Genomic DNA, 21,339 nt, shown 5'->3' with positions numbered 1-21,339 from the left:
CTTCGGTTCTCACACATGCACTGTCAGCGCAGCGCCCGCGCCCTGATCCCCTGCTTGCCGGGCGAGAAGATGCCCTGCGGGTCGAGGCAGTCCTTGACGGCTTCGTTGAAGCGGCGCTGGGCGTGGTCGCCGAAGTCGAAGGTGCCCGCGACGGCGTCCATGTGGCGCAGGTGTGTGCGGTAGACGCCGTAGCCGCGGCGGGCGCCTTCCGGGATGAGCCGGCCGATCACGTCGTAGGCGTGCCGGGTCTGCGCCGCGTCGGCCGTGTTGAACCACAACGAGGTGATGTTGACGAAGGCGCGCGGGGTGAGCATCAGGGAGGCGGCGTAGTCCAGGCCTTCGGCCGCGAGGGCGGAGCGCAGCCAGCGGCTCTGCTCCAGCGCCTCCTCACCGGTGAGCGGGGCGACGGGGGAGTAGTCGAGGTGGCCGCCCACGCCGTGTTCGTCCCAGCTGAGGTTGTCCAGCAGGTCGAGCGTGGGGACGCCGGCCTGGGTGGTGTCGGACTGGTGCCGGATGCGCGGCAGGGCGGCGGCCGGCCCGTCCGGGACCGGTTCGGCGGGCGCCGTGAGCCGGTCGACGGCGGTGGCGCCGTCGTATGCGCGAGCGGTGAGGCGGGCGCCGGGGATGGCCTCGAAGGCGCGGCGGCAGATCTCGTACTGCTGCTCCACGATCTCCGCGTGGCCGTACAGGGCGAAGCGCATGTACCAGCGGCCCGTGTCCGTCTCGCGGGCTATACGGTCGATGGCCTCCTCCGGAAGCGCGCCCTCTCCCCGGTACCAGTACTCGCGGTGGACGCCGCTGAGCGCGCCACCGACGAGCATCGTGTTGTACGCGATGGGGTAGTTGGGGATGGTGCGGTCCAGGAGCAGCGGGCGGACGGTGTCGACGAGGGCGACGATGTCCTCCTCGCGCTCGACCCGCACGTCGCAGGACATGTACACCTCGGGCTGCGGTACGAGCCAGCAGCCCATCTTGGTGACGATGCCGTAGTTGGACTGCATGAACATCCCGTCGGCCGACGGACCGAAGCCGGGCTTGCGGACGGGCCAGGACGCGTTGCCCTTCATGGCGCCCATGCCGGTACGCAGCAGGGAGCCGTCGGCGAGGACGACCTCCATGCCGCTCTGGCGGCCGGGGTGGTCGCCGAGCGGCGTGAAGCCGACGCCGTGGTCCAGGCAGTTGCCGATGACGCTGCCCCAGCCGAGGTCGGGGATGGAGGGCCACAGGGCGAGGCCGCGCCGCCGGATCTCCTCGAAGAGGTCGAAGAAGCGCACACCGGGCTCGACCACGCAGTACGCGAGGTCTTCGTCCAGTTCCAGGATGCGGTTCATGCGACGCAGGCTGACCGAGACGGAGCCGGTGGTGGCCGGGGCCGGACCGCCGTATCCGTTGTTGCGGCCCTGGGAGAACGTCCACAGCGGCAGGCTGTGTTCGCCGGCGATCCGGACGACGGCCTGGACCTCCTCGACGGTCGCGGGCGAGACGACAGCGGAGGGGATGTGCTCCTGCCAGGAGGCGTGGGCGTAGGGATCGCGGTACGGCAGCAGGTCCTCGGGGCGGTGCAGGACATGCTCCGGGCCGAGGGCGGCGGAGAGAGCGGCCAGGGCGTCGGCGGAGAGGGGCGGTCGGGTCATGACGGGGAGTCCTCGGCGTTCGTGCGCAGCAGGTACGCGGCGCTCAGCTTGTCGGGGTCGTCCTTGAGCTCCTGTGCCGTGCCGCTGAAGCGGATGCGGCCGCCCTCCAGGATGTGGGCGGTGGTGGCCAGGGCGAGGGCGACGTGTGCGAACTGCTCGATGAGCAGGACGGCCGTGCCGGCGGCGGCGACATCGGCCAGGACCGGCATCAGACGCTTCACCACGACCGGCGCCAGGCCCAGCGACAGCTCGTCCACGACCAGCACGGACGGCCGGGAGGCGAGTGCCTGGGCCAGGACGACCATCTGCTGCTGCCCGCCGGACAGGGCACGGGCGGGGGTGTGCCAGCGTTGCCTCAGCTCGGGGAAGAGCTCCAGCGCGTACTCGACTCCGGTCCGGCGGGCCTCTCGGCCGAGGGCGTAGACCGCGGCGTGCAGGTTGTCACGGACGGTCAGGCTGGGCAGCAGCCGCCGTCCTTCGGGTACGACTGCCACCCCGGCCGCCCGCACCTTCTCGGGCCGGCGTCCCGTCAGCTCCCGCTCGCCGAGCAGGAGGCGCCCGCCGGTGGGGCGCAGGATGCCGCCGAGCGCGAGGACCAGGGTGGACTTGCCCGCGCCGTTGGGGCCGAGGAGAGCGGTGACCTCTCCGGCGGGGATGTCGAGACGTACGTCGTGCAGCACGGTCCGGGTTCCGCGTGCGACACGGAGCTCTTCGACGTGCAGCGCGGGCGCGGTGGTGACGGTCATGCGATCTCCTCGGTACCGAGGTAGGCCCGCACGACATGCTCGTCGCGCAGGACCTCCTGGGTGGGACCGGCGGCGACGAGCCGGCCGAAGTCGAGCACGGCGGTGACGTCGCAGCAGGCCGACACCAGGCTCATGTCGTGGTCGACCAGTACGGTCATGGCGTCCAGCTCCGCCGGAATGCGGCGGATCACGGCACCGATCCGGCCCGTCTCCTCGTCCGGCAGCCCCGCGGCGGGCTCGTCGAGCAGGACCACGCGGGGGCGGCCGACGACCGCACGGGCGAGCTCGACCAGCCGTCGTTCCCCCGCGCCCAGGGTGCCGACCGGGGCCGTGGGGCTGACGGAAAGGCCGACGAAGTCCAGAGCGGTGAGCACGTCGCGGTGGCGGTCGCGGTGGTGGCCACCGGTGTGCTCGTGGACCATGGCCACGTTGTCGTACACCGACAGTTGCTCGATCGCCTGCTCGGTCTGGAAGGTGCGGCGCAGCCCCCAGCGGGCTCGGCGGTGGCCCGGCAGGGCCAGCAGGTCGTCACCGAATGCCAGGACGCTGCCGGTCGCCGGGGTGACGAAGCCGCTGAGTACGTTGAAGAAGGTGGTCTTGCCGGCGCCGTTGGGGCCGATCAGGCCGCAGGCGCCGCCGGGCAGCGTCAGATCCATGGCCTGGATGGGGGTGACGCCGCCGAAGCGTACGGTCAGCTCCCTGATCTCGATCATGACGTGGTCCTCCGCACCCGGACCCGGGCACCCAGCCGGGCCAGGTCCCGGCTCATCTGGCCGGCGATGCCCTCCGGCGAGGTGACCAGTGTCTGCACGAGGCCCACCCCGAAGACGATCAGCAGGACGTTGCTGCTGACCCCCCAGGTGTCGAGCAGGGCGGGCAGCGCCTTCAGCATCAGCCCTGCCACGACGGCTCCGGCGAAGTGGTACATGCCCGCCATCAGCAGGGCGGCCAGCAGAGTGATCGACTCCTGCGGGGGGAACTGGTAGACCGTCAGCCCGCCCGCGCTGGCCGCCAGCAGGGCCCCGGCCACACCGGTCATGAAGCACGCCAGGGCGAAGGCCCACAGCTTGTACAGGGTGACGTTGATCCCGGCGGCCACCGCCGCGTGCTCGCTCTGCCGGATCGCCGCCCAGGCCCTGCCCGGCCTGCCCCGGGTATGTGCGATGGCCAGCAGGAACATCAGGGCACAGACCACGACCGTGTAGCGGAAGTACGCGGTGTCGCCGGCGGCGACGGCGGGCCGGGCCAGCGGCACGGTGCCGGATTTCACGGGGTCGTAGCCAAGGAAGCCGGGTCCGCCGTTGGGGAAGTTGGTGTTGGTCAGCACGATGGTGACCGCAGCGGCCAGCATGAGGGTGATCAGGGCCAGGTACAGGCCGGACAGCCGCAGGGCGGGGAGCCCGATGACGATTCCGATCAGGCCGGTCACCACACCGGTGGCCAGCAGTACCAGCCAGAACGGCAACGCGCCGGTCTGGCCCAGCCGTTCCGCGGTCCAGCCGCCGACCGCGAGCATCGCGATCTGGCCCAGTGAGATCAGCCCGACCCGCCCGTACAGCACGCTCAGACCCAGGGCCGCGACCGAGAACACCGCCGCGGCGGTGAGGACCTGGATCCAGTACGCGCTGGTGAACAGCGGCAGCAGGAGCGCGGCCGCCGCCACACCGGCCGGCCAGGCCGCCGCCGACAGGGGCTGCCGCAGCCTGTGCCCGATGGCCGCCGTCGGGTGCCGCGCATGGTCCGGTGCGGTGGCGCGGTGCGCGTCTTCGAGGACGTTCATTCGTCAGACCCTTGTCTGTGACGGGCGGCGGACGGCCATGACCAGCACGACCGCTATCGCCACCAGGAACGGCGTCATGGACCGGTAGGAGGACAGGCTCGCCACGGGAGTGAGCAGGGACTGGGCGACCCCGATGACGAGGCCGGCAGCCAGCGTGGTCCACAGCGACTCCAGCCGTCCGACGAGGGCGGCGGCCAGCCCGGAGATGATCAGGAACGTCAGCCCGGTGATGTCGAGGCCGACCAGGTTGGACAGCACGATCCCCGCCACGCCGAAGACGACACCGGAACCCAGCCAGGCGGCCGCCTCCACCCGGCGTACCGGTACGCCCAGCAGCGCGCTGCTCTCCCGGTCGTCGGCCAGCGCGCGCATCGCCGTGCCCAGCGCCGTGCGGTCCAGGAACAGCGCGGTGACGGCGGTGAGCAGCAGGCCGAGCGCCAGGCTGATCAGCTGGGTGCCGTTGACGTGGACGGTGCCGAGGACGATGCCCCAGGCGGTCGTGGGCAGGGAGAGGGAGTAGGTCTGCGCGCCCCAGATCCAGGACATGGTGCCCAGCAGGACGAGCGTCAGACCGAGCGTGGCCGCGGCCTTGACCAGCGGTTCGCGCTGGGCGAGCCGGGGACCGAGGAGCAGGCCGTACAGCAGGGTGATCGCCGCCGACAGCGCCACGCCGAGTGCGGCCGCGGGCCAGACGGACAGGCCCGCGGTGGTGGCCAAGGAGCAGGCGGTGAAGGCACCGACGGCGCCGACCGCTCCGCCCGCCAGATAAAGCACTCCGGTGGTGCGGTACAGGACCACGATGCCGACGCCGGAGAGCGAGAACACACCACCGAGAGCCAGTCCGAGAACGAGGAAGGGCAGAAGGCTCGGCATGGGAGACGTCCTGTTCCGATCAGCCGCCGGCGGTCAGCCGAGACCGATCTGCTTCTCGTATGCGCGGATCTTGGCGAAGTTGTTGTTCGGGAGGGCGGGGATCTCCGAGCAGTCCTGGGACTGCGTCCACTGACCGCTCTTCGGAGTGATGGTCCGGGTGGTGTTGTTGGCGGTGTGGAACGCCTGGGTGCCGAAGTACCAGGGCTTGCAGTACAGGTCGGACCGGTAGTCCTTGACACCCTTGAACGCCGCGCCCACGGTGGCGGTGGTGTAGTCGCCGGACTTGATGCTCAGCAGCGCCTGGACGGCGATCCGTGCAGCGGTGAAGCCGAGCTGGCCGAAGTTTCCGAGCTGGGTCTTCGGGGCGTACTTCCGGCGCAGCTGGAGATAGAGCTGGTTGTCCGGACCGGGCGAGTCGGCCAGGTTCATCTCGGCGTTGACACCGAGCTTGCCGTCCCAGGCGCCGCCCAGCTGCTGGAGCATGGACTGGTCGTTGCAGCCCGCCGGGCAGCCCCATTTGGCCTGGTCGATCAGGCCCTGCTGCTCGATGGCCTTGAACACCTTCAGCGCCTCACCCGCGGTGAGGTTCACCACGACACCACCGCCGGCGCCCGCGGCCTGGGCGGCCTTGAGCGCGAGCCCGTTGGCGTCGGCGACCGGGACGTTCTCCACCCAGGCGGTGACCGGGACGCCGGCCTTCTTGCCGAGCGCCTTGATGCTGGCGTTGATGGCGTTGGAGCCGGGTGTGTTGCTGGTGAAGATGACCAGCTTCTTGGCGCCCTTGTCGAGCAGGTACTGGGCGGTGGCCAGCGCGCTGTAACCTGCGCCGACGTTGACCGGCGCGATGGCGGGGGAGTTGAAGCAGTCGAGGGCCAGGCCCGCGTCGATGCCGTAGACGGCCTTCTTCTCGTAGGTCTTGGCGTTGACCGAGCAGTCCAGGACGCTGCTGCTGGCGGTGAAGCCGACGATCTTCTCGGTGTCGATCAGCTTGGTCGCCAGGGACGCGGTCAACTGCGGGTCGAGCGCGTCCTTTTCCACGACGAGTTTCACGGGGCGGCCGTTGATGCCGCCGTTGGCGTTGACGCAGGAGAAGTACGCGTTCGCCATGTCGGTGACGTCGGTGAAGCTCAGCCCGGGGGTGTCAGAGACGATGGCACCGAGCTTGATGGCCGGCCCGGTGGCCGTCTTGCCGTTGCCGAGGCCGCACTTGGAGGCCTTGGACGGCTTCGCAGAGGAGGCCGCGGCGGCGCCGGTGCCGGTGGAGGCGCAGCCGGTGGCCAGCAGGGCCAGGAGGGGTGCGCAGGCGGCGACGGTGAGCACGCGGGTGCTCGTGGATCTGTGCGGGCGATTGCCGTTGGTCTTCACAATGGGCTCCGTTGCTCACGGTGGTCGGCTGGGGCAAAGGGGAAGGGAGAGAGGGCGCGCGGGCGGAAGCGGGTCAGCGGCTGGGCGACACGTCGCGCAGGTGGCGCAGTCCGGAAGGCCAGACGCCCTGCTTGCCGGGGGAGAGAATGCCGTGTGGGTCGAGCGCGTCCTTGAGTCGCTCGTTGAAGCGGCGCAGCGCGTGATCGCCGAAGTCGAAGGTGTCGGCGACGGCGTCCATGAAGTCGACGTGCGTGCGGTAGACGCCGTAGCCGGCCCCGGCGAGGGCACGGACCAGTTCGGGGTAGAGCCGGTAGGCGTCGCCGGTCTGCTTCTCGTCGCAGGGGTTGAAGTAGAGCTGGGCGACGTTGGTGACGTGCCGCTGGCCAAGGATCATGGCGGGGTCGTAGTCCAGCCCGCTGCCGCTCAGCTGGTCGTCCAGCAGGGCATGCACCCGTACGACGTCCTCCCCGCGCAGGGGTGAGACGGTGGAGAAGTCGAGATGGCCGCCTCCCTCGCCGCTGTACCAGGACAGTGCCCGCATCAGGTCCAGGCTGGGGATGCCCGCCTGGACCTGGGCGTTCTGATCGCGGGCGGTGTCGTGTACGGCGTGTCCGGCGAACTTCTCGCCGACGACGTGGACGCCGGGGATGACCGACAGTGCCTTCCTGATCCGGGCGAGGCGGGCGTCGACGATGCCCTCGGTGCCGTACAGCGCGAAGCGCATGTTCCAGCGGCCGAGGCCCATCCGTCGGGCGAGCCGGAGAACCGCCTCCTCGGGTGCGGGGCCGGGACCGTCGTACACCTCGGCACGGGTGGGTGCGCCGTCCATGACGGAGGCGATAAAGAGCGGATGGCCGATGGCGGGGTGGTTCTGGATGGTGCGGTCCAGCAGGAGGGGGCGAAGCGCGTCGATGAGGACGGGCAGGTCCTCCTTGCGGGGCACCTGGACGCCGCCGGAGAGATAGCACTCCGGCTCGGGCATCAACCACACTCCCGCCCGGGTGACGATGGAGAGTCCGGACTGCTTGAACAGACCGTCGGCCGTGGGACCGAAGCCACGGGGGTAGGCGTGCCAGGCACGGTTGCCGGACATCGCGCCCATGCCGGTGCGCAGCAGACTCCCGTCGGGCAGGACGACCTCCAGGCCGCACAGCCGGGCGGCGTGGTCGCCGTCGATGGTGTAGCCGATCCCGTGGTCGAGGGCGTTGCCGATGACGCTGCCCCAGCCGAGGTCGGGGGCGGAGGACCAGACCTTGTGACCGCCGGCACGCAGGTGGTCGTACAGGTCGAAGAAGCGCACACCGGGCTCGACGACCGCGTAGGCCAGTTCGTCGTTCACTTCGAGGACGCGGTTCATGCGGCGCAGGCTGACCTGCACAGATCCGGGGACGCGGGGGGCGGGTCCGCCGTAGGCGTTGTTCCGGCCCTGGGAGAAGGTCCACAGCGGGACGCGGTGCTCGCCGGCGATGCGGACGACCGCCTGGACCTCTTCGACGGTGGCCGGCATGACGACGGCGGCCGCGGTGTGGTCGCTCCAGCCCGGGTGGGAGAAGGGGTCCCGGAAGTCGTCGACGGTTTCGGGGGCGGTGAGGACCGCGTCCGTGCCGAGCGCCGCGACGAAGGCGTTGGCGGCGGCGTCGGGGAGTGGGCGGACGGTGGTGTTGGAAGGTGGCTGGAAAGGCACGTCGGGCCTCCCGGACATGCGGGCCGGCTCGGACCCGCGGGTGCAGAAAAATACTGAGAGATCTAACCGATTTCTGGAAGCTACGCCGGGGTCACACCCACGTCAATAGGGGTGTCGAGCAACGGTGCCAGCAGGTCAGCGGCCTGCTGCGGTGTGACGACGTCCGCTGGATCCATGCGGTGGACCTCGCGTGAGGCGCGGTCGATGTAGACGTGTTCGCCGAGCAGCTTGACGGCCTCGTCATAGGGCCAGACATTGGCCACTTTATGGGTGACGAGGTAGTGGGCGTCGAGGTCGTCGACGTCCTCGCCCATCGCGGGCTTCATCAGCGCACCCGGGACGATCTGCCCCAGCAGTGACTCTATGGCCAGTCCCCAGTCCGCGACCGCGATGCGCTCGGTGAGCGGGACGAGCACGTTCAGTCCGGCGTCGGTCATCGTGCGGTAGAAGCCGGCGACGGCGTCATGGCCGTCGAAGACGGCGGTGTTGTCGCCTTCGACGATGCGGTAGACGGGGTGGGGCACGGTCAGATCCGGGTCGAGGATCTCCGGCCAGCGGCCGGACACCTCCAGCATGGCGTGGCGGCGGAAGTTGGTCAGGATCGCCCGTTGGCGGGGATCGGTCGCGAGGCCGAGCTGGCGCTCTGCCTCGCGCGGGACGTTCAGGACGTCCAGTCGCGGCACGACGGCCGGAATGAGGCGCATGGTGCGTTCCTCTCACTCTGAAGCGGCCTCAACGTAGCAACCAATTAATTAGAGGTCTAGGTACTGGGCGGGTGTGAATTGCTAAGACATCGAGCTAGTCTCGGAGGCATGGAGATCACCATGAAGGGCAAGGCCGGGCTGGTCACCGGCGCGGCAGGCGGCATCGGACGAGCCGCCGCCGTGGCATTCGGGCGCGCCGGCGCGGCAGTGGTCGTCGCCGATCTGGGTAGTCGACGCGCCGCCGGGCTGGAGACCGTGCGGCTGGTCGAGCAGGCCGGCGGACGGGCACTGTTCGTCGCGTGCGACGTCACCGAGGCCGACGAGTGCACCGCACTCGCGGCGACCGTGGCCGAGACGTACGGGCGGCTGGACTTCGCGCACAACAACGCGGGTATCGCCGTGCAGGGCAGCGTCACCGACACCGACGAGGCGGCCTTCGACCGTTGCCTCGCCGTGAACCTGAAAGGGGTCTGGTACGGTCTGCGGGCCCAGATCCCCCTCATGGCCGCGTCGGGTGGCGGTGCGATCGTCAACACCGCTTCGCTCGCCGGGCTCATCGGCCTTCCGCAGGGCGCCGCCTACTCCGCGAGCAAGCATGCCGTGGTCGGTCTGACCAAGACCGCCGCCATCGAGTGCGCGGACCGGAACATCCGGGTCAACGCGGTCTGCCCGGCGGCGGTCCGCACCGACATGACCGCTGCTCTGCCGCCCGAACTCCAGGCGCAGGCCGTAGCCCCCCAGGTGATCAAGCGGTTCGCTGAACCGGAGGAGATCGCCGATGCCGTGCTCTGGCTCTGCTCCGACGCGTCGTCCTTCGTCACGGGGACCGCTCTGCCCGTGGACGCGGGGGCCACCGCGTCGTAACCGGGCAGGATGTACGGCCAGCCGGCGATATGCTGAGACCTCTCAGTAACTTCTCCTATCTTGAGGACAGAGTCCCTTCATGCAGCCGAGCCAGTCCCCGCTCCCGATCCCCGGCGATCCGGCCGAGGCCGACGCCCAGGCCGCCGAGGCCATACGATCCTTCGCGCCGGACGCGGACATCGACGCCATGCTCATGATCTTCGGACTGGTAAGAGCGGCTGAACGGCTCCAGCAGGACTTCGAGGTCAGCGTCCAGCGCCCGGCCGGCCTCACCTGGGCGGGCTTTCGTGCCCTGTTCGCGGTCAAGACGGTCGGCGAACTGACTCCGCTGCAGCTCGCCCGGCTGACCAACGTCTCCCAGGCCAGCGTTTCGGCGGTGCTCAACACCCTGGAACGCAAGGGACTCATCCAGCGCAGCAGGTCGGACAAGGACGGCCGGTCCGTCACCATTCAGCTCACCGGCTACGGACACGACGTGGTCGGTGAGCTCTTCGCGCGCAACAACGCCCGCGAGGCCGAATGGGCCCGAGCCCTGACCGCCCGCGAGCGCGGCACCCTGATCCGGCTGCTGCGGAAGATCCGTCGGCATGAGGTCAGCACGATCACGGACGCCACCCGAGTGGTGAACGGTGACGTCGGCACGCCGTGAGCCTTCGCAACGAACCGGTGGGTGAGGCGGCGGGCCGCGGGGTGTCGGCTGATGGCGTCGCCAGCGCCTCGGTCGGAGCGATCCGGGCAGCACGGACCGCCGGGTACAGGTCGGCAGCGGCCCATCACAAGGGTCGAGGCGAGGCCGCCCGCGACCGCCGGCTGGGGACGGTAGCCGGCCGACGACCGCCGCGGGGTCGAGTTCGGGAGCCGGTGCGGACGGGGCGAGGATCCCGACGACCGTGCACCGGTCCCGGCCGACAAGTCAGACGTCCGTACTCGTCGACCCGTCCGGCGCGGGCCGTTGTCCCCTCATGCCGGACAGAGCGGCCTTCAGCCGGCCGCCCATCGGGTTCTCCGGGCGGGGCTCGGCGAACGCGGCGCGGATCGGCGCCACCTCGACCGGGTCGGGCGCCCACCGGACCTGGACGGTGATGAGCGTGCGCAGTGTCCGCCGCAGGGTCCGGGTCACGAGCGGTCGCGGGCCCTTGAGCCCGTGGACGGCGAGCAGGTCCGGGGTGGCAAGGGACAGCACGAGGGCACGACCGAGCCCGTGCAACGGGCGGGGGAACCAGCGGTCGCAGAACTGCTGCAGCATCGCCTCGGCGACGACGTTGCTCTCCGGAGCGGTCGAGTAGTCGTTGCGCTCGAAGTCGGCGAGGAAGGCGAGCATCCCTTCGAAGTCCGCCGGCACCGGGACGCCCTGGTCCGAACCGATACGGAACAGCCCGGCGATCTGCGACCAGTGCCGGTGGGCGGCCCGCTGCTCCTTGGCGCTGAAGCCGGGCAGGCCGAGCCGCTGCATCACCCGGTGCGGCTCGGCGGCGAGGATGCAGATCGTGTACGTGTACTGGCGTACGTCCAGGATCGCGTCGGGGTACTTCCCCGCCCAGGCGTCGTGCTGCCGGTTGACCCGTTCGACGGACTCACGCACGCGCGGGTCGTGCGCACCCTCGCCGAGGTACCAGGTCCACACCTCGCGCATGGTGCCCTCAATACGACGCTGCTGGTGCAGGACGACCTTGCCCGTGCCGCCGCGGACGAGTGTGCGTGCGCCGCTGCCCGGCCCGACGAGCCGCAGGAAGCCCTGGCACACCGCCATGTTGAGGATCATCGGGCTGGTCCGGTAGGCGTTGCCGAGCTGCCAGATCCGGGCATGGTCGACGTCTGGGTCGAGCGCCTCGATCTCGGCGTCGATCCACTTGCGCGGTTTCTCCCTGGTGGCCACGTGTCCTCCTCGAGTTCCTGATCGGGCCTGGTGATTTCGTCAAAGCATCAGCGCTGGATCGCCTTGGTCTCCAGAAACTCCTCCAGTCCCTGGGCGCCGCCCTCGCGGCCGACGCCGGACTGCTTGTACCCGCCGAACGGCGCGCCCGGGTTGAACGCGCCCCCGTTCACCTCGATCTGACCGGCCCGCAGGCGCCGGGCCACCCGCAGCGCTCGTTCTGGATCGGCCGACCAGACCCCGCCGGCCAGGCCGTACTCGGTGTCGTTGGCGATCCGGACGGCGTCGTCCTCATCCTGGTACGGCATGATCGACAGGACCGGGCCGAAGATCTCCTCGCGGGCGATCGTCATCTCCGGGGTGACGCCGGAGAACACCGTGGCCGGCACGTAGTACCCCCGGCCCAGGCCGGCAGGGTCGCGCCCGCTCTCCACCCCGCCGGCGACCAGGGTTGCGCCCTCGTCAATACCCTTCTGGATGTACGACCGGACTCGCTCCAGCTGGACCGAGCTGACCAGCGGCCCCAGCTGGGTCCCCGGGTCGGACGGATCGCCGTGCTGGTACTCGCCGGCCACCCGGGCGGCGATCTGCTCCGCCTCGGCCAGCCGGTCGACCGGCACCAGCATCCGGGTCAGCGCCGAGCAGGTCTGACCGGAATTGACGTAACACTTGGCCAGGCCGTCGGCTACCGCCCGCTCGAAGTCGGCATCGTCGAGCAGCACGTTGGCCGACTTCCCGCCGAGCTCCAGAGCGACCCGCTTGACCGTCTCGGCCGCCACCACCGCGACCCGCTTCCCGGCCCGGGTGGAGCCGGTGAACGACACCATGTCGACCCCGGGATGCGCCGCCAGCGCCTCGCCGACCACCGGGCCGAACCCGCTGAGCAGGTTGAAAACCCCGGCCGGCAGGCCGACGTCGTCAAAGATCGAGGCCAGCGCATGACCCGCCAGCGGAGCCACTTCGGTCGGCTTGACCACCACCGTGCAGCCGGCCGCGAGCGCAGCCGCCACCTTCAGCACGATCTGGTGCAGCGGGAAGTTCCAGGGGGTGATGCAGCCGACCACACCGATCGGTTCCCGCACGATCAGGGAGTTGCCGACCTCGGGGCCGTCGAACGTGAAGCTCCGGGCCAGCCGGGCGAAGTTCGCCAGGTTGAAGGCAGGCAGGCCGACCTGTATGGATGCGGCGGCCTGCAGCGGCATCCCCATGTCTCGGGAGATCAGCGCGGCGATCTCGTCGGTCCGGGCCACCAGCGCCTCGTGGGCCTTCTCCAGGTAGTCCGCCCGCTCGCCCGGCGGCCGGGCCGACCAGGCCGGCAGCGCCCGGCGCGCAGCGGCCACCGCGCGATCCACGTCCGCCGGTGTCCCGGCCGCGACCTGGGCGATCACTTCCTCGGTGGCCGGGTTCAGCACCTCGATCCGGTCGGTCCCGGCCGAGGCCACCCACTCACCGTCGATGTACAGGGACGTCCGGTCCAGCACCTGGCCGCCTGCGGGGGTGCCGGTGTAGGCCGGGGCGCTCAACGGTCGGCGTCCGTGTAGATCACCATGCCGCGAATGTTCTTGCCTTCTTTCATGTCCTGGTACTCCTGATTGATGTCTTCGAACCGGTACTTGGTGGTGATCAGCTCGTCCAGGTTCAACCGGCCGGCCTGGTAGAGCGAGAGCAGCGCGGGGGTCTCGACTCGCGGGTGGCTCTTGGCCCCAGAGATTCCGTGCGCGAGCAAGACGATCGGTAAGGCCCCTCGATCGTCGGAAACGGCGGGACGGAAGATCGTTGCTTCACACTCGCCATCACCGGACCTGAATAGCGCTTCAGTCCGGGGCCCTGACACACGAGTCACCTGACTCTCCCATCGCCGTTCGCCTTTGTCCGATCGTGGGGCCGGCCGAGCGCACCGACGGACTCATGGTCGACCTGTGACAGGCGCCACTCAATGTTGGAGTGCACAGCATTACCCGAGATACCAGTGCATAGTGCACAGGCGCAGGGCACAGGGAGGAGGGGTAGTGTGGGCGCTATGCATGGCGCCGGTTTGCGGGGCGACTCCGAAAAGTTGCTACGCACCATGTGCAAGGAATTCCTGGCCGATCCCTCCGTTTTGCGTCCGATCCAGGACGCACTTGTCAACGCGATCGATCCCCGCTTCGGATCGGACCCCTCCATTGCAGAGGCGATCGGTGAGGCGACCCGGGCCCACTCCCATCATTGGGCACGCTCGATGTACGAGGACCCGTGGCGGGACGTGGAGCCCCACCTGACAAGCCAGATCGTCAACATCGCGCGCGACGGGTATCGCTGGGGTGAGGAGGACACCTTCCGCGCTTCCAACCACGCCGCTCAACAGGCGATGTGGTCCGTCTTGATGCGGATCGCATTTTCACTGTGCGATGAAACCGCCGTCCTGCAGCCCGCTCTTGACCGGGCCTCGCGCTCACTGTCGCTCTGGGTCGACCGCACAGTCACTGCCGTGATCGACATTCTGGAGCAGGAGCGCGCAGCTCTGTCGGGCGACGAGCACGTAAGACGCCTCGAGCTGGTCAATCTCATCCTGGGTGGAGCACCCGTTCCTGTGACCGGTGTTGATCAGAGTCTCGGATACTCGCTTTCAGCCAGACATTTGGGAGTGATCCTCTGGGCGCCACCACAGTTCGCCGATCGCGCGGCCCTCGTGCAGGTGGCGAGCGAGCTCGGCCGGATCGCGGAGTCCAGAAGCCGGCTGCTCGTTCATGCCAGCGCTTCGTCGCTGTGGCTGTGGCTGACGCCCGGGATCCCAGTTTCGGCCGAGGCGCTCGAGACCGCTCTGGCCCCGCACCGCGACGTCAGGCTTGCGATCGGTTCATTGGACGAGGGAGTGGACGGGTTCCGACGCACCCACGACCGCGCGGTGGAGACCCAACGGCTGGTGCAGAGCAACAACGCGCACCGGGTCGCCTTCTATGACGACGTCGCCGCCGTCATATTGCTGGCCCGAGATGAAGCCCGGCTACGCGAATTCATCTACGCGACTCTCGGCCCGTTGGCCTCAGGCCCACAGGACCTACGTGACACGCTGCGAATGTTTATCCACCAGCGGTACAACGCATCCCGGACAGCAGAGCTGCTGTTCACCCACCGAAACACCATCCTGCAACGCATTCGCCGCGCCGAAGACCGCCTGCCCGTCACTCTGGACCGGCACGGCACCAATGTCGGCATCGCCCTGGACGCGATGCACTGGCTGAACCTCCAGAACGAGTAGGTGCAGCCCATCATCTGGGCTGGGGACACCACACTGTCCAGCGGTACGCCCGCGCCGCCCGCCGGCAGGAGATGGTCAAAGGGCACAAGCGCCAACGCCCCAGCAAACTCGACCCTTTCAAGCCCTACCTCGAACGACGCCGGGCCGAGACCGAGGGCCGGGTGGCGATTCTCGAACTCCACCGCGAGATCTCCGCACGCGGCTTCCGCGGCGCCTACTCCACCGTCCACGACTGGGCCCGGGGCGACCTGCCCCGGCAAGAAGGCTTCACACCCGCCCCGGGCGGCCGCCTCGCCCCGGCCGCCCGCCGCGGGTGCTCGCCGTCGGCACCCGGATCAGTCCATATACGCCCGCGCGATGCGCCTTCCTCGCGGTTCGTGAGGACCAGCAGGGCCCGGACCAGGGCGGTCGCCCAGGAGGGGTCGGTGCGTACCTTGCGGAGGACGCACCAGTTCTCGAGGTGGGCGAAGCCGTGCTCGACGGGTGCCCGGACGGCCGCCAGTGCCGTGTTGGACAGCTTCTGGCCTCGCGTCAGGGGCCGGTTGTGGGCGGTCTTGTAGCCGGTGATCACCGCCGGGTCGGCGTCGGGCCGCCGTCGTCGAGGCCGACGAACCCCAGGTCGGCGATGGCGCCGAGCCCGGCTTCCCGCAGTTTACGGGTGCGCTTGTCGTGCCGGCAGGCGGTGATCTCCGAGGTGCGCCCGGGGCGGGCCGCCGATATCCACAGCAGTCGGCCCCGGTCGTCGGTGAGGGCGATCGCGAGCAGGCCGTGGCATTTGTTCTTGCCGGAGTAGTTCTTCCGGTTCTCCTTCCCGGTTCTGCGCCGGGTGCGGATCACCGATCAGTCCAGCAGTACGATGCTGCCACCCTTTCGGGCGATCTTCTTCAGGGCCCGGTCCAGGCGTGGGGCGTGGGCGGCGAGCAGGCTGACGACTTCCCGGACCCATCGGGTCACGGTGGTGCGGTGGATGCCGTTGCCGCCGGCCAGGTCGCCGGGCCGCTGGTCACAGCGCAGCACTGCCAGCACGATGGTGGCGATCTTCCCCGCGGGCAGGGCGCGCCACCGCGAGCCGATCTTCTCGAGGTGGCCGCGTATCAGGTCGGCGAGCCAGTTCAGGGTGGCACTCGACAGCGGCAGGCGGGCGGTGCAGACAAGGCCGTCAGGGCCCTCGACGGAACTGTTGTCTTTCTTCACACCAAACTCAACTGCCGTCGGGGGCCCGTCAGTTATGGGCGCCCCCCGCGCGACTACGGACGTGCCGTGAACCGCCCGTCGCCCCGCTTGTGCAGCCGGCCGCGGTCGGCGAGCCTGGTCATCTTCGCCTGCAGAGGTTCCAGCTTGCCGCGCACCGAGGCGTCCAGGCCCAGCCGCTCGCCGACCGCCCTGACCTGCACCGGGCCGTCGGCCTCCCGCACGATCGCCAGGATCTTGCGGTAGCCGTCAGGCAGCGCGCCCTCTCGGCCGCGTCGCTGCGGTGCGGGATGAGCAGGACTGCCCGCCCGGCCACCTTCGCCGGTACCGGAGCGACAGTCGCGGCGCCGGCGAGGGCCTGCTCGGCCAGACGGTTCAACACCCGCTCCGCGATCGCCAGTTCATCCCGCTCGGCTTCGACCTCCTGGAGTTGCTCGGCCGACTCCTCGGCGAGGGCGTCCAGGTTCGCACCGGCGGGTGGTGATCCACTGCCGCTCCTGCATCCCCCGCGCCCTCCCGCGTTCTCACGGCGTGCCGACTTGCTCACGGACGCCGCCGACCGGCACGAGTACCCCACTCGCCATTCACACCAGACCCGCGACCTGCGACTTCACGATGCACACCGCTCAGTGAGTTCACGCCCGCTGTCGTGGTCCACGCGGTGAGGGTGGGCTGGAGGACGGTGAGGTAATGGCGGATGCCGTCGCACCCGCGGGCTCGCCTTCGCGGCGGCCCGCTCGCGCATGACTTTCACCCAGGTGCCCACCTCGCTCGCGATGGGCTCCGGCACGGCGGCATATTACAGCGATGACTCGCAGATTTTACGAGTTGCTGCGGAGATCTCGTTTCGGAGGTCAGGGCGGACCGATGTGGTGATCTACCTGCTGAGATGCGGCTTCGCGGTCGTCGATCGTTCGACGGGAACCCGCGCGTGCTCCACCAGCGGACCGGCCACGCTCGAAGAAGCGGAGCCCCTCAGGTCGAGTCGCGGCGCACCAGCTCCGTCGGCAGGATCACCGCGGCCGGGTCGTCGCCGCCGATCAGCGCCAGCAGCACCCGCACCATCTCGGCGCTGATGCGGTCGTAGGGCTGGCGGATCGTGGTGAGGGCGGGGGTGGACTCCGTCGCCGCGGCGGAGTCGTCGAAGCCGCCCAGGGACACGTCCTCCGGGACCCGGCGGCCCGCCCGGCGCAGCGCTGTCAGGGCGCCCTGGGCCATCAGGTCGGAGGCCACGAACAGGGCGTCCATGTCCGGGGCCTGCGCCAGCAGCCGTTCGGCGCCCGCCTCGCCACTGGCCCGGCTGTAGTCGCCGGTGACGATGAGCCGCTCGTCGATCTCCATGCCCGCCTCCGTGAGCACCTCCTTGTAGCCGGCGAGGCGATCGACACCGCCCGGGAGGTCCAGCGCACCGGTCACCAGGCCGATACGGCGGCGGCCCAGCGACAGCAGGTGGCGCACCATGTCACGGGCGCCGTCCCGGTCGTCGGCCGCCACGTAGCTCACCTTCGAGCCGGGCCCCATGGGCTTGCCGCACTGCACGAGCGGCACGCCCGCCTCGCGCAGTTCCTCGGCGACCGGGTCCCCTGAGTGGCTGGACACCAGCAGCACTCCGTCGACGTGGCCCGCCGTGATGTACCGCGTGATCCGGCGCCGCTCGTCCTGAGTGCCCGCCACCATCAGCAGCAGCGGGATGTCGTGCGCGGCCAGCGCCTGGGTGCAACCGCGCAGCAGGACGTTGAAGTTGGGGTCCTCGAACAGCTTCTCCTGCGGTTCGGTCAGCAGGAAGCCGACCGAGTCGGAGCGGCCCGTGATCAGCGAGCGGGCGTGCCGGTTCACGACGTACCCCGTCTTGCGGATCGCGGCGTTGACCGCTTCCTGGGCCGCCGGGCTGACGTAGTGGCCGCCGTTGAGAACGCGTGACACGGTGCCGCGGGAGACTCCCGCCACGCGAGCCACGTCGTGAATGGTCGGCGGTTTTCGCCGGCCGCCGGTGTTGCTCATGGTCATGACTTTACGGCTCCGGACAGCAGATCGAGGCTCCAGAACCGCTGGATGACCAGGAACAAGGCGATGAGGGGGATGATCGCCAGCAGCGCGCCGGTGATGACGAGGGTGTAGAGCGAGGCCTGGTTGGATCCCTGGAGCAGCAGGGTGTGCAGCCCCACCGTCATCGGGAACTTCTCGTCGTCGCTGAGCATGATGTACGGCAGGAGGAAGTTGTTCCAGATCGCGACGAACTGGAAGAGGAAGATCGTCACCAGTCCGGGCACCATCATCGGCAGCCCGATCCGGGTGAAGATCCGCCATTCGCCGGCCCCGTCCATCCGCCCGGCCTCCACCACATCGGCCGGCACGGAGGCGGCCGCGTAGATCCGCGCGAGGTAGACCCCGTACGGGGACAGGACCAGCGGCAGCAGCACCGAGGCGTACGAGTCCGTCAGGTTCGCCTCGGCCAGCAGCAGGTACTGGGGGATGGCGATGATGACCGGCGGCATCAGCACACCCGCCAGCAGGATGTTGAAGACCGTCTCGCGGCCGCGGAAGCGGTAGATCGCCAGCGCGTACCCGGAGACGGCGGAGACCGCCGTCGACAGCAGGGCGCCGAACCCGGCGTAGAAGGCCGAGTTGGCCATCCACTTCCAGTAGACGCCGTCGCGGTACGCCGACAGGTCGGACAGGTTCTCCGCGAGGCCGGTGCCTGGCAGGAAGGTGAACGTCGAGAACAGTTCGCTCCCCGACTTGGTGGCGGCGATCACCACCCAGGCGACGGGCAGCAGGCAGTAGACGGCCCCGAGCAGCAGCGTGATCGTCGGGGCGAGGGCGGCACGGCGGCGCGCACGAGGCCCCCGGGCGGTCCCCGGGGTGGTCCCGGCGGCGGGCACGGCCTTGCGGACGGCGAGGGAACTCATCGGGCCTCCTCCTGCCTGGAACGGGAGTTGGCGACGCGCAGGAAGCCGAAGGACAGCACCAGGGTGGCCACGGCGATGATCACGGCCTGCGCGGCGGCCGCGTAGATGTCGTTGGTGCCGAAGGCGTCCTGGTACACCTTCATCAGCGGACTCCAGGTGGTGGACAGGGAGTTGGTGAGCGGTTTGAGGGTGGTCGGCTCGGCGAACACCTGGAGTGTGGCGATGATCGAGAAGAAGAAGGTGAGCACCAGCGAGGGCGCCACCATCGGGATCTTGACGCGCAGCGCGATCTGGAGCTGCGAGGCTCCGTCCAGCCTCGCCGCCTCGTGCACCTCGACCGGGATGGACTTCAGCGAGGTGTAGATGACGATCATGTTGAAGCCGGTGCCGCCCCAGATCGCGATGTTGGACAGTGCGAGGAACAGCGGCCCGCCGTCCAGCAGGTTCGGCTCCGGGAGCCCCAGCCTGTCGAGCACGAAGTAGAAGGGGCTCACGTCCGGGAGGTACAGGAAGCCCCACAGCAGGGCCGCGATCACCCCCGGGACGGCGTAGGGCAGGAAGATCGCCAGCCGGGTGAAGGAGGTGAGCCGCACCCGGTCGGTGTCCAGCATCAGCGCGAGGAGCAGCGCCGAGCCGAGCATCACCGGCACGACGATCGCCCCGTAGCCGAGGACGCGCAGGGCGCCGTCGATCAGCTCCGAGTCGGAGAGCGCGGCGGTGTAGTTCGACAGGCCCGCCCAGACCTCCTCGCGGGCCCCGGCGCCCAGCCCCAGGCCCTTCACCTCGACCTTGCGCAGGCTCAGGTAGCACGCGTAGCCGATGGGCAGCGCGAAGAACAGCAGGAAGAGCACGACGGCGGGCGCGAGGAACGCGTACGGGGCGCGGCGCACCCGCCCGCTCGTCGAACGGGCGCGGGGCGCGCGACCGGAGCCGCGCGCCTGCACCGAGGTGGTGTCATTGACCGTGCTCATTACTCGGCGACCTCGAAGCCCGTCTTCTTGAGGTCCGCGACTGTGGCGTCCTGCATGGCGGTGAGGGCGGTGCCGAACTCGGCCTCGCTCTTGGCCTTCGCGGCCTTGGCGAAGGCGTCCTTGAAGGCGGTGTACGCGACGTTGACGTTCGGGCCCCAGGCCGAGGGCGCGGTGGTCTTCGCGATCTCGGCGGCCTTCGTGTAGAAGTCGGGCTGGTTGGAGAAGAACTCCGGCGCGGTGGCCAGCGCGCCACCGGTCTGGGCGGCGGTCGCGGCGGGGTAGATGCCGCCCTCCTTCACCAGCGCGGCGAGGGCCTCCTGGTCCGTGTTCAGCCAGGTGGCGAACTTGGCCGCGGCCTCCTTGTGCCGGGAGTCGTTGGTGATGCCGGTGGAGGAGCCGCCCCAGCTGCCGGTGGCGTTGTCGCCCTTCGACCACTGGGGGAGCGGGGCCATCGCCCACTTGCCCGCCGTGTCGGGCGCGGCGGTGCCGAGGGTGCCGGGCGCCCAGACCGCGCTCACCCAGGCGATCTGCTTGCCGGTGTTGAGCGCCTTGTTCCAGGCCGGGGTGTACATCGGCTGGTTGTCGATGGCGCCCTCCTCGACCAGGCCGCCCCAGAAGTCCGCGACCTTCTTGGTGGCCGCGTCGTCGATGCCGACCTTCCACTTGTCGCCCTCGGTGGTCCACCACTTGGCGCCGGCCTGCTGGGCGAGACCGGCGAAGAGACCGGAGTCGTTGGAGGAGAACGTGGTGAGCGCCTTGGAGGAGTCCTTCTTCTTCAGCTCGCGGGCCGTCTCGGCGAACTCGTCCCAGGTGGTCGGGACGGTCAGCCCGTACTTCTTGAAGAGGTCCTCGCGGTAGTAGAACATCATCGGCCCGGAGTCCTGTGGCACCGCGTAGACGGCGTCGGTGCCGAGCGTGGTCTGCTGCCAGATGCCGGGGGCGAACGCCTTCTCCGCGCCCTTGACGTCGTCCGCTATGTCGGCGAGGACGTTGTTGCTGACGAGCGTGGGGAGCGCCTGGTACTCGGCCTGCACCAGGTCCGGTGCCTTCTTGGCCTTGGCCGCGGTGATGATCTTGGTGACCAGGTCGTCGCCGGACGCCTGCTTCTTCACCGTGACCTGGATGTCGGGGTTCTTCTTGTTCCAGATGGCGGCGACCTTGTCCATGCCCGGCGCCCAGGCCCAGTAGGTCAGGGAGACCGGCCCGGAGTCTGCCGTGTCCTTGCCGTCGGAGCCGGAGCTGCACGCGGCGAGAGTCGTGGCGCCGAGGGCGACGGCGATCGAGGTGGCCACGAGGCGGCGGCGCATCGTGAACTGCATGGTTGTTCTCCCCTGACAAGGGCCTGAAGGCGTTGGATCAGCAGACCGGCCATGCGCGGTGCTGTGCTCTGTGAGCGTTCACAGTAGAGAAACATCCAGGACACTTGTCAATGGTTGTCGCTGTGCGGTTATGTTGGGCCCGCGCCGTCCGGCGTCGTGTGTGCACGTTCCCAGATGACCGACTC

The 21,339-nt window shown here is 69.7% G+C and carries 23 protein-coding genes; 4 read left to right on the top strand and 19 right to left on the bottom strand.

All coding sequences use genetic code 11. The annotated features are described in order from the left end of the window. Positions 1 to 23 precede the first annotated feature (23 nt). The 8 genes from ACZ49J_RS31960 to ACZ49J_RS31925 all read right to left on the bottom strand — a co-directional run bounded on the left by ACZ49J_RS31960 (position 24) and on the right by ACZ49J_RS31925 (position 8,786). Positions 24 to 1,634: an FAD-binding oxidoreductase gene (locus ACZ49J_RS31960; RefSeq protein ID WP_467453910.1), complete on the bottom strand. Its 1,611-nt coding sequence runs from the start codon at positions 1,632 to 1,634 to the stop codon at positions 24 to 26. After that, complete coding sequence (locus ACZ49J_RS31955; protein WP_467453911.1) at positions 1,631 to 2,380, bottom strand: ABC transporter ATP-binding protein; 750 nt, start codon at positions 2,378 to 2,380, stop codon at positions 1,631 to 1,633. Before ACZ49J_RS31955 ends, ACZ49J_RS31960 begins: the two co-directional genes overlap by 4 nt. Then, positions 2,377 to 3,093 (bottom strand): ABC transporter ATP-binding protein, encoded by a 717-nt coding sequence (locus ACZ49J_RS31950; protein ID WP_467453912.1) that lies wholly within the window; start codon positions 3,091 to 3,093, stop codon positions 2,377 to 2,379. Before ACZ49J_RS31950 ends, ACZ49J_RS31955 begins: the two co-directional genes overlap by 4 nt. Further along, positions 3,090 to 4,160: a branched-chain amino acid ABC transporter permease gene (locus tag ACZ49J_RS31945; RefSeq protein WP_467453913.1), complete on the bottom strand. Its 1,071-nt coding sequence runs from the start codon at positions 4,158 to 4,160 to the stop codon at positions 3,090 to 3,092. Before ACZ49J_RS31945 ends, ACZ49J_RS31950 begins: the two co-directional genes overlap by 4 nt. A gap of 3 nt (positions 4,161 to 4,163) precedes the next feature. Then, on the bottom strand, positions 4,164 to 5,033 hold the full coding sequence (locus ACZ49J_RS31940; protein WP_467453915.1) for a branched-chain amino acid ABC transporter permease: 870 nt from the start codon (positions 5,031 to 5,033) through the stop codon (positions 4,164 to 4,166). Positions 5,034 to 5,066: 33 nt separating this feature from the next. After that, positions 5,067 to 6,398 carry an ABC transporter substrate-binding protein gene (locus ACZ49J_RS31935; protein WP_467453916.1) on the bottom strand — a complete coding sequence of 444 codons (1,332 nt, stop codon included), beginning with the start codon at positions 6,396 to 6,398 and terminating at the stop codon, positions 5,067 to 5,069. A 73-nt stretch (positions 6,399 to 6,471) separates the two neighbouring features. Next, complete coding sequence (locus tag ACZ49J_RS31930) at positions 6,472 to 8,082, bottom strand: FAD-binding oxidoreductase (protein ID WP_467453917.1); 1,611 nt, start codon at positions 8,080 to 8,082, stop codon at positions 6,472 to 6,474. A gap of 80 nt (positions 8,083 to 8,162) precedes the next feature. Continuing rightward, a complete protein-coding gene (locus tag ACZ49J_RS31925) occupies positions 8,163 to 8,786 on the bottom strand; it encodes a hypothetical protein (RefSeq protein ID WP_467453918.1) in 624 nt (207 codons plus the stop codon). A 108-nt stretch (positions 8,787 to 8,894) separates the two neighbouring features. On the opposite strand from ACZ49J_RS31925, the gene ACZ49J_RS31920 reads away from it, so the two are divergent. After that, the gene (locus tag ACZ49J_RS31920; RefSeq protein WP_467453919.1) at positions 8,895 to 9,650 is read left to right on the top strand and encodes an SDR family oxidoreductase; all 756 of its coding nucleotides are present in this window, start codon (positions 8,895 to 8,897) and stop codon (positions 9,648 to 9,650) included. 79 nt (positions 9,651 to 9,729) lie between these two features. Next, a complete protein-coding gene (locus ACZ49J_RS31915; protein ID WP_467453920.1) occupies positions 9,730 to 10,299 on the top strand; it encodes a MarR family winged helix-turn-helix transcriptional regulator in 570 nt (189 codons plus the stop codon). Between the two features lie 264 nt (positions 10,300 to 10,563). On the opposite strand, the gene ACZ49J_RS31910 is transcribed toward ACZ49J_RS31915, so the two are convergent. Genes ACZ49J_RS31910 through ACZ49J_RS31900 form a run of 3 tightly spaced genes read right to left on the bottom strand, consistent with a single transcriptional unit; the run spans position 10,564 to position 13,357 of the window. After that, complete coding sequence (locus ACZ49J_RS31910) at positions 10,564 to 11,526, bottom strand: hypothetical protein (RefSeq protein ID WP_467453921.1); 963 nt, start codon at positions 11,524 to 11,526, stop codon at positions 10,564 to 10,566. A gap of 47 nt (positions 11,527 to 11,573) precedes the next feature. Next, positions 11,574 to 13,046, bottom strand: a complete 1,473-nt coding sequence (locus tag ACZ49J_RS31905) for an aldehyde dehydrogenase family protein (protein ID WP_467453922.1) — start codon at positions 13,044 to 13,046, stop codon at positions 11,574 to 11,576. Continuing rightward, complete coding sequence (locus ACZ49J_RS31900) at positions 13,043 to 13,357, bottom strand: hypothetical protein (RefSeq protein ID WP_467453923.1); 315 nt, start codon at positions 13,355 to 13,357, stop codon at positions 13,043 to 13,045. The genes ACZ49J_RS31905 and ACZ49J_RS31900 overlap by 4 nt, the downstream gene beginning before the upstream one ends. Positions 13,358 to 13,543: 186 nt before the next feature. On the opposite strand from ACZ49J_RS31900, the gene ACZ49J_RS31895 reads away from it, so the two are divergent. Continuing rightward, complete coding sequence (locus ACZ49J_RS31895; RefSeq protein ID WP_468351123.1) at positions 13,544 to 14,764, top strand: PucR family transcriptional regulator; 1,221 nt, start codon at positions 13,544 to 13,546, stop codon at positions 14,762 to 14,764. Positions 14,765 to 14,978: 214 nt separating this feature from the next. Here ACZ49J_RS31895 and ACZ49J_RS31890 read toward each other — a convergent pair whose 3' ends face one another. The 4 genes from ACZ49J_RS31890 to ACZ49J_RS31875 are packed head-to-tail and all read right to left on the bottom strand — an operon-like array spanning position 14,979 to position 16,179. Continuing rightward, positions 14,979 to 15,335 carry a transposase family protein gene (locus ACZ49J_RS31890; protein WP_467453926.1) on the bottom strand — a complete coding sequence of 119 codons (357 nt, stop codon included), beginning with the start codon at positions 15,333 to 15,335 and terminating at the stop codon, positions 14,979 to 14,981. Next, the gene (locus ACZ49J_RS31885; RefSeq protein WP_467453927.1) at positions 15,332 to 15,601 is read right to left on the bottom strand and encodes a transposase family protein; all 270 of its coding nucleotides are present in this window, start codon (positions 15,599 to 15,601) and stop codon (positions 15,332 to 15,334) included. Before ACZ49J_RS31885 ends, ACZ49J_RS31890 begins: the two co-directional genes overlap by 4 nt. A gap of 3 nt (positions 15,602 to 15,604) precedes the next feature. Then, positions 15,605 to 15,958, bottom strand: coding sequence for a helix-turn-helix domain-containing protein (locus ACZ49J_RS31880; RefSeq protein WP_467453928.1), 354 nt, complete (start codon positions 15,956 to 15,958; stop codon positions 15,605 to 15,607). A gap of 53 nt (positions 15,959 to 16,011) precedes the next feature. After that, positions 16,012 to 16,179: a hypothetical protein gene (locus ACZ49J_RS31875; protein WP_467453929.1), complete on the bottom strand. Its 168-nt coding sequence runs from the start codon at positions 16,177 to 16,179 to the stop codon at positions 16,012 to 16,014. Between the two features lie 59 nt (positions 16,180 to 16,238). On the opposite strand from ACZ49J_RS31875, the gene ACZ49J_RS31870 reads away from it, so the two are divergent. Then, on the top strand, positions 16,239 to 16,439 hold the full coding sequence (locus ACZ49J_RS31870; RefSeq protein WP_467453930.1) for a hypothetical protein: 201 nt from the start codon (positions 16,239 to 16,241) through the stop codon (positions 16,437 to 16,439). Positions 16,440 to 16,930: 491 nt separating this feature from the next. On the opposite strand, the gene ACZ49J_RS31865 is transcribed toward ACZ49J_RS31870, so the two are convergent. Genes ACZ49J_RS31865 through ACZ49J_RS31850 form a run of 4 tightly spaced genes read right to left on the bottom strand, consistent with a single transcriptional unit; the run spans position 16,931 to position 21,154 of the window. Further along, entirely contained in the window at positions 16,931 to 17,962 is a 1,032-nt protein-coding gene (locus ACZ49J_RS31865) for a LacI family DNA-binding transcriptional regulator (protein WP_467453931.1), read from the bottom strand. Beyond that, positions 17,959 to 18,864: a carbohydrate ABC transporter permease gene (locus ACZ49J_RS31860; protein ID WP_467453933.1), complete on the bottom strand. Its 906-nt coding sequence runs from the start codon at positions 18,862 to 18,864 to the stop codon at positions 17,959 to 17,961. The genes ACZ49J_RS31865 and ACZ49J_RS31860 overlap by 4 nt, the downstream gene beginning before the upstream one ends. Beyond that, complete coding sequence (locus tag ACZ49J_RS31855) at positions 18,861 to 19,835, bottom strand: carbohydrate ABC transporter permease (RefSeq protein WP_467453934.1); 975 nt, start codon at positions 19,833 to 19,835, stop codon at positions 18,861 to 18,863. Before ACZ49J_RS31855 ends, ACZ49J_RS31860 begins: the two co-directional genes overlap by 4 nt. Further along, complete coding sequence (locus ACZ49J_RS31850) at positions 19,835 to 21,154, bottom strand: ABC transporter substrate-binding protein (protein ID WP_467453936.1); 1,320 nt, start codon at positions 21,152 to 21,154, stop codon at positions 19,835 to 19,837. The genes ACZ49J_RS31855 and ACZ49J_RS31850 overlap by 1 nt, the downstream gene beginning before the upstream one ends. Between the last annotated feature and the right edge of the window lie 185 nt (positions 21,155 to 21,339).

Source organism: Streptomyces sp. NPDC030840, from assembly GCF_055572015.1.
The sequence above is the reverse complement of the archived record's forward strand: the minus strand, read 5'-3'. Positions and strand labels throughout refer to the sequence as shown.

What these genes read in the sequence shown, in the direction of transcription:
- ACZ49J_RS31860 (WP_467453933.1), bottom strand. Translation starts at nt 18,864, where the DNA reads ATGAGTTCCCTCGCCGTCCGCAAGGCCGTGCCCGCCGCCGGGACCACC.
- ACZ49J_RS31855 (WP_467453934.1), bottom strand. Translation starts at nt 19,835, where the DNA reads ATGAGCACGGTCAATGACACCACCTCGGTGCAGGCGCGCGGCTCCGGT.
- ACZ49J_RS31850 (WP_467453936.1), bottom strand. Translation starts at nt 21,154, where the DNA reads ATGCAGTTCACGATGCGCCGCCGCCTCGTGGCCACCTCGATCGCCGTC.
- ACZ49J_RS31955 (WP_467453911.1), bottom strand. Translation starts at nt 2,380, where the DNA reads ATGACCGTCACCACCGCGCCCGCGCTGCACGTCGAAGAGCTCCGTGTC.
- ACZ49J_RS31895 (WP_468351123.1), top strand. Translation starts at nt 13,544, where the DNA reads ATGCATGGCGCCGGTTTGCGGGGCGACTCCGAAAAGTTGCTACGCACC.
- ACZ49J_RS31940 (WP_467453915.1), bottom strand. Translation starts at nt 5,033, where the DNA reads ATGCCGAGCCTTCTGCCCTTCCTCGTTCTCGGACTGGCTCTCGGTGGT.
- ACZ49J_RS31945 (WP_467453913.1), bottom strand. Translation starts at nt 4,160, where the DNA reads ATGAACGTCCTCGAAGACGCGCACCGCGCCACCGCACCGGACCATGCG.
- ACZ49J_RS31925 (WP_467453918.1), bottom strand. Translation starts at nt 8,786, where the DNA reads ATGCGCCTCATTCCGGCCGTCGTGCCGCGACTGGACGTCCTGAACGTC.
- ACZ49J_RS31865 (WP_467453931.1), bottom strand. Translation starts at nt 17,962, where the DNA reads ATGACCATGAGCAACACCGGCGGCCGGCGAAAACCGCCGACCATTCAC.
- ACZ49J_RS31915 (WP_467453920.1), top strand. Translation starts at nt 9,730, where the DNA reads ATGCAGCCGAGCCAGTCCCCGCTCCCGATCCCCGGCGATCCGGCCGAG.
- ACZ49J_RS31950 (WP_467453912.1), bottom strand. Translation starts at nt 3,093, where the DNA reads ATGATCGAGATCAGGGAGCTGACCGTACGCTTCGGCGGCGTCACCCCC.
- ACZ49J_RS31920 (WP_467453919.1), top strand. Translation starts at nt 8,895, where the DNA reads ATGGAGATCACCATGAAGGGCAAGGCCGGGCTGGTCACCGGCGCGGCA.
- ACZ49J_RS31960 (WP_467453910.1), bottom strand. Translation starts at nt 1,634, where the DNA reads ATGACCCGACCGCCCCTCTCCGCCGACGCCCTGGCCGCTCTCTCCGCC.